Source organism: Rhodococcus chondri, from assembly GCF_036327435.1.
Lineage (GTDB): Bacteria > Actinomycetota > Actinomycetes > Mycobacteriales > Mycobacteriaceae > Rhodococcus > Rhodococcus chondri.
Genome location: NZ_JAUZMZ010000218.1, coordinates 1 through 6,847, shown reverse-complemented (window position 1 = coordinate 6,847; position 6,847 = coordinate 1). Strand labels below are relative to the sequence as shown.

Sequence of the window (6,847 nt, the reverse complement as noted above, 5' to 3'; positions counted from 1 at the left end):
CTGCGGCTGCACGACCGCAGGCTCCCGGGCCGGTGCTCGCCACCCGCCCGGCCTCGGCGATGGATGAGGACATTCCCCGAGTGGGACAGGCAGACTCTACTCCGCTTCTGTCAGGGGGCGCCGGTAGTCTCGGCGCGTGGCCCTGTACCGGAAGTATCGACCCGCGACCTTCGCCGAGGTGGTGGGGCAGGAACACGTCACCGCACCCCTCAGTACGGCACTGGACACCGGACGCATCAACCACGCGTATCTGTTCTCCGGCCCGCGCGGGTGCGGCAAGACGTCGTCGGCAAGAATTCTCGCCCGGTCGCTGAACTGCGAGAAGGGTCCCACCTCCACACCGTGCGGTGAATGCCGGTCCTGCGTCTCGCTCGGTCCCGGCGGGGGCGGCAACCTCGACGTCACCGAACTCGACGCTGCCAGCCACGGTGGCGTGGACGACACCCGCGAGCTCCGCGACCGCGCGTTCTACGCCCCGGCCGAGTCGCGATACCGCATCTTCATCATCGACGAGGCGCACATGGTCAGTACACAGGGTTTCAACGCCCTGCTCAAGATCGTCGAAGAGCCGCCGGAGCACCTGATCTTCGTCTTCGCGACGACCGAGCCCGAAAAGGTGCTGCCCACCATCCGGTCGCGCACCCACCACTACCCGTTCCGGCTGCTGGCGCCCACGGCGATGCGCGGTCTGCTCGAGCAGATCTGCACGCAGGAGAACGTGCCTGTCGAGGACACGGTGTACCCGCTCGTCATCCGCGCGGGCGGCGGTTCGCCGCGCGATTCGCTCTCGGTGATGGACCAGTTGCTGGCCGGAGCCGGGCCCGAGGGCGTCACCTACGTGCGCGCCCTGTCGCTGCTCGGGGTCACCGATGTCGCCCTCATCGACGAAGCCGTCGATGCGCTCGCCGCCGGCGATGGCGCCGCGCTGTTCGGCACGGTCGAGAAAGTGATGGATGCGGGCCACGATCCCCGTCGCTTCGCGGTCGATCTCCTCGAGCGGTTTCGCGATCTGATCCTGATGCGGAATGTTCCGGACGCGGCCGAGCGAGGTTTGGTCGACGCGCCCGGCGACGTACTCGAACGTATGCGCGACGAGGCGACCCGGCTCGGCCCCGCGGCCCTCACCCGCTACGCCGAGATCGTCCACGCGGGCCTGGGAGAGATGCGCGGCGCGACGGCACCCCGACTGCTGCTCGAAGTGATGTGCGCACGCATGCTGTTGCCTGCGGCATCCGGCTCGGAATCGGCTGTGCTGCAGCGTCTCGAGCGACTCGAACAGGGCGTCGTCGCAGCACCGGCCGCCACGTCGGCGCCGAATGTACCGCCACCCGCCGCGGCGCCGACGCCACCGATCGCGCCGGACGAGCCCGCCGCTCGTTTCCAGCGACCCTCCCAGCGGCGACCGTCCGAGTCCGCGCCCGCGCCGGAGCCGGCGTCGACCGGCAGCGAATCGCCGGTGCCCGGGCCGACAGCTCCCGCACCCGAGTCGCCCGCGCCGGCAGCCGTTACCGCAGAATCTTCCGTGGCCGAACCTGTGGCACCCGACGCTGTTGTGACAGAAGCTGTTGTGGCAGAAGCTGTTGTAACAGAAACTGTCGCAGCGGAACCGGTTCCGGAACGTGAGCCTGTCGTCCCCGAGCCTGTCGTCCCCGAACCTGTCGCCGCCGACGAACCGGTCGCAGAAACGGCTGCCGCAGAAGCGGTCGCCACCCCGGAACCCGGTCACCCTGCCGCATCCGGTCCCGATGCCGCGGCGATGCGCGCGGTGTGGTCGGAGGTCCGGTCCAAGGTCCGCGATCGAAGTCGCACCGTCGAAGTGATGCTGTCCGGCGCGACGGTCCGCGCGGTCGAGGGCAACCGCGTGGTGCTGGTCCACGATTCCGTTCCCCTCGTCAAACGCCTCGCCGAACCGCGCAACGCGACGGTGATCGCCGCCGCATTGCACGACCTGTTCGGTGCCGAGTTCGAGGTCACGTGCGTGCACGGTTCTGCTGCGTCGGCGCCTGCGAAAGCGGCACCGTCGCAGAAGCAGTCGCGTCCCGCGGGACAGCCACGGTTTTCCCGCCCGAGCCAGATGAAGCAGGCGCCGCCGCCGCAGTCGCCACCACCTCCGAATTCACGTCCGGCGGCCACGAACGGGGTCACCGACGCAGGAGAACTCGACGAGATTCCGCCGCCCGAAGCGCCGGACCTGCCGGACGATCCCGGTCCGGCACCCGGATACGAGGCGCCGCCGGCGGATCCGTCGGTCATGACCCCGGAAGACGTCGACGAAATGTTCGCCGAGGCCGCCACGCCGGGCGATCCGTCGGCTCGCCGAGATCCCGAAGACGTCGCGATCGAGCTACTGCAGAAGACTTTCGGCGCCAAGAGGATCGACGAGAAGTAGAGGTTCTCGCGCGCCGGAACGATGCGACGGGCAGCAATGATCGATCCGGATGCCACGGCAACCGCACCCTGGGGAACCGTACGGCCGGAGGCGGTGTCCGCGCCAAATCCGATGTGAACCGGCACCGCCGCGATCCTCGAGGCGTTCGCCGAGAGAACGCACCGCTCGGGATGCGGGACCGGACGTCGCCCGACGTCGAGACCGCTCGGTTCGGTCACGGACCCCGATCGCTTCGGTCCTTATCCCGCTTTGCCCGGTGCTTCTACGGTGGACAAGGCTGGGTGTGGCCTCCCCGAGGATCCGCACCATCGCATCCGCAAGCACGGGAAGGAACCTGCGCACTGTGACCACCGAGGCATTCATCTATGAAGCCATCCGAACACCACGCGGCCGGGGCAAGAAGACCGGCTCACTGCATTCGGTCAAGCCGATCACGCTGGTGACCGGTCTGATCGACGAATTGCGTGTCCGCTTCCCCGACATGGACGAGAACCGCATCTCCGACCTCATCCTCGGTGTCGTGGGACCGGTCGGCGATCAGGGTGCCGACATCGCGCGCACCGCGGTCACCGTTGCCGGCATGCCGGTCACCACCGGCGGCTTCCAGCTCAACCGCTTCTGCGCCTCGGGCCTCGAAGCCGTCAACCTTGCCGCGCAGAAGGTGCGCTCGGGCTGGGACGAACTGGTCCTCGCCGGCGGCGTCGAGTCCATGTCGCGTGTGCCGATGGGATCCGACGGCGGCGCGTGGATGCTCGATCCCGCCACCAACTACGACAGCTACCTGGTTCCCCAGGGCATCTCCGCCGACCTCATTGCCACCATCGAGGGCTTCTCGCGCGAGGACGTCGACGCCTACGCGCTCCGTTCGCAGCAGCTCGCCGCGGCTGCCTGGTCGGGCGGTTACTTCTCCAAGTCGGTTGTTCCCGTCAAGGACCAGAACGGCCTGACGATCCTCGACCACGACGAGCACATGCGTCCCGAAACCACCCTCGAGGGTCTGGCGAAGCTGGCGCCGTCGTTCGCCGGTGTCGGTGAGATGGGCGGCTTCGACGCTGTCGCGCTGCAGAAGTACCACTTCGTCGAGAAGATCAACCATGTCCACCACGGTGGCAACAGCTCCGGCATCGTCGACGGCGCCGCGCTGGTGCTCGTCGGTTCCGAGCAGGCCGGCACGGACCTCGGCATGACCCCGCGCGCCCGCGTCGTGGCGACCGCCACCTCGGGTGCCGACTCGACCATCATGCTCACCGGTCCCACCCCGGCTGCGCACAAGGCGCTCGCTGCCGCGGGCCTGACCGTCGACGACATCGATCTGTTCGAGATCAACGAGGCGTTCGCGTCCGTCGTCCTCAAGTTCCAGAAGGATCTGCAGATCCCGGACGAGAAGCTCAACGTCAACGGCGGCGCCATCGCGATGGGCCACCCGCTCGGCGCCACCGGCGCCATGATCACCGGCACCATGATCGACGAGCTCGAGCGCCGCGGAGCCAAGCGCGCCCTCGTCACCCTGTGCATCGGTGGCGGCATGGGCGTGGCCACCATCATCGAGCGCGTCTGATACCCGGAAGGATTCGAAATACAGTGACAGACAACATGATTTCTTGGGATCAGGACGCCGACGGCATCGTCGTGCTCACCCTCGACGACCCGAACCAGGGCGCGAACACCATGAACGCGCTCTACAAGGCGTCCATGAAGGCCACGGTCGATCGCCTCGAGGCCGAGAAGGACTCCATCACCGGTGTGGTGCTCACCTCCGCGAAGAAGACCTTCTTCGCCGGCGGCGACCTGCGGAACCTCATCGAAATCGGACCCGACGACGCGCAGGCCGCGTTCGACGAGGTCCAGGGCATCAAGGCCGACCTGCGTCGCCTCGAAACCCTCGGCAAGCCCGTCGTGGCCGCCATCAACGGTGCGGCGCTCGGCGGCGGTCTCGAGATCGCTCTCGCCACCCACCACCGCATCGCGGCCGACGTCAAGGGCGTCCAGATCGGGCTGCCCGAGGCCAGCCTCGGCCTGCTCCCCGGCGGTGGCGGTATCACCCGCACCGTGCGGCTGCTCGGCATCCAGACGGCGCTGCTCTCGGTCCTGCTGCAGGGCAACAAGTACAACGCCGTGAAGGCGAAGGAAATCGGTCTCGTCCACGAGGTCGTCGGCAGTGTCGAGGAGCTCGTTCCCGCTGCGAAGGCGTGGATCAAGGCGAACCCCGAGGGCGGCGTCCAGCCGTGGGATACCAAGGGTTACAAGATCCCCGGTGGCACCCCGGCGACGCCCGCGCTCGCCGCGAACCTCCCGGCGTTCCCCGCGAACGTGCGCAAGCAGATCAAGGGCGCGCCCATGCCGGCTCCGCGTGCCATCATGGCCGCCGCCGTCGAGGGTTCGCAGGTCGACTTCGACAACGCGTCGACCATCGAGTCCCGCTACTTCGTCGAGCTCGCCACCGGCCAGGTCGCGAAGAACATGATCCAGGCGTTCTTCTTCGACATGCAGTCCATCAACTCGGGCGCGTCGCGTCCGAAGGATGTGCCCAAGCGCGAGATCAAGAAGATCGGCGTGCTCGGCGCGGGCATGATGGGCGCCGGCATCGCCTACGTGTCGGCGAAGGCCGGATACGACGTCGTGCTCAAGGACGTCAGCCTCGAGGCCGCCGAGCGCGGCAAGGGCTACTCCGAGAAGATCGAGGCCAAGGCGCTCTCGCGTGGCAAGACCACCGAGGAGAAGTCGCAGGCCCTGCTGGGTCGTATCCATCCGACCGCCGACGCCGCCGATTTCAAGGGTGTCGACTTCGTCATCGAGGCGGTCTTCGAGAGCACCGAGCTCAAGCACAAGGTGTTCCAGGAGATCGAGGACATCGTCGATCCCGACGCGCTGCTCGGTTCCAACACCTCGACGCTGCCCATCACCGGTCTCGCGACCGGCGTCAAGCGCCCCGAAGACTTCATCGGCATCCACTTCTTCTCGCCGGTCGACAAGATGCCGCTCGTCGAGATCATCAAGGGTGAGAAGACCTCCGACGAGGCGCTGGCCCGCGTGTTCGACTACACCCTGGCGATCCGCAAGACCCCGATCGTCATCAACGACAGCCGTGGCTTCTTCACCTCGCGCGTCATCGGCACGTTCGTCAACGAGGCCATCGCCATGCTCGGCGAGGGCATCGAGCCCGCGACGATCGAGCAGGCCGGTTCGCAGGCCGGGTACCCGGCGGCGCCGCTGCAGCTGACCGACGAGCTGAACATGAAGCTCATGCAGAAGATCGCCAAGGAGACCGCCGACGCCGCGGCGCAGGGCGACACCAAGATGGGCGCAACCCGGCACCCCGCGCTCGACGTCATCGACTTCATGGTCGAGCAGGGTCGTCCGGGCCGCCTGGAGAAGGCCGGCTTCTACGAGTACGACGAGAACGGCAAGCGGCTCGGCATCTGGCAGGGCGTGCGCGATCACTTCAAGACCACCGCGACGCTCGACGTTCCGCTGCAGGATCTGATCGACCGGATGCTGTTCGCCGAGGCCATCGAGACCCAGAAGTGCTTCGACGAGGGTGTTCTCGAGACCACCGCCGACGCCAACATCGGCTCGATCCTCGGCATCGGCTTCCCGGCCTGGACCGGTGGTGTCTCGCAGTACATCGTCGGCTACCCGGGTGGCAAGGAAGGTTTCGTGAAGCGGGCCGAAGAACTCGCCGCGAAGTACGGCGAGCGCTTCACCCCGCCCGCCAGCCTGCGCAGCTGACGCTGCCCGTGCGTGGTTTTGGTAACCACCGCTACCGAAACCACGCACGGCTTATCCACAGGAAGAGCCCCCGAACCATGGTTCGGGGGCTCTTCGCCTGTGCCGGATACGGCATCATCGCCGCATGGGGGACGGCGGGGAACGAGAACTACAGCATCTGTTCGACGAGTACGCGGGCTTGGTGACGCAGACTCGCCTCACCTGTCTCGGCCTCGGCCGCGGACGCGTCCGGCACCTGCTCGACACCGGACGCTGGCAACGCGTACTGCAGGGCGTCTACAGCGTCACGAGCGGACCGCTCACCCGAACCATGGTTCTCGAGGCGGCGCTCCTCTACGGCGGCGGCGCGGCCGTACTCAGCCACCGGACCGCGGCGGAGGAATGGGGGATGCTGCCGGTCGACGACACGGAACCGGTCCACATCACCGTACCGGTGGGCAGATCGGCGCTGCCGCAACATCCCACGCTCAGGTGCGCAGGACGGAAGTCGGAACTTCCTGTACCCGAACCGAACTCGGTGCTGCATCCCGGTGTCGTGGTGCATCGGTCGCGGGCACACGCCCACATCGCCGTCGACCGTCGCCCGCCGTGCACCACGAAGGCCGACACGGCGCTCGATCTCGCGACCGCGCAGACCACGGCACACGACGCGTACCTTTCGCTGATCGCCACCGTGACGAACGGAAACATTCGGTTGACGGACGTCCGCCGGCGTCTCGAGGAGCGGCC

Annotated in this window: 3 protein-coding genes and 1 pseudogene; all 4 read left to right on the top strand. The window is 67.7% G+C overall.

Annotation, left to right across the window (positions count from 1 at the left end; all coding sequences use genetic code 11):
• Positions 1-136: 136 nt before the first annotated feature.
• Positions 137-2,389 (top strand): DNA polymerase III subunit gamma and tau, encoded by a 2,253-nt coding sequence (locus Q8814_RS23335; protein ID WP_330154352.1) that lies wholly within the window; start codon positions 137-139, stop codon positions 2,387-2,389.
• A gap of 343 nt (positions 2,390-2,732) precedes the next feature.
• The gene (locus tag Q8814_RS23330; RefSeq protein WP_330154351.1) at positions 2,733-3,947 is read left to right on the top strand and encodes an acetyl-CoA C-acetyltransferase; all 1,215 of its coding nucleotides are present in this window, start codon (positions 2,733-2,735) and stop codon (positions 3,945-3,947) included.
• A 35-nt stretch (positions 3,948-3,982) separates the two neighbouring features.
• A complete protein-coding gene (locus Q8814_RS23325; protein WP_330154350.1) occupies positions 3,983-6,118 on the top strand; it encodes a 3-hydroxyacyl-CoA dehydrogenase NAD-binding domain-containing protein in 2,136 nt (711 codons plus the stop codon).
• Between the two features lie 124 nt (positions 6,119-6,242).
• Positions 6,243-6,847 (top strand): annotated as a pseudogene (locus Q8814_RS23320) (hypothetical protein); the annotation flags it as partial.

Coding starts and splice junctions, on each gene's coding strand:
- Q8814_RS23325 (WP_330154350.1), top strand. CDS start 3,983: ATGATTTCTTGGGATCAGGACGCCGACGGCATCGTCGTGCTCACCCTC.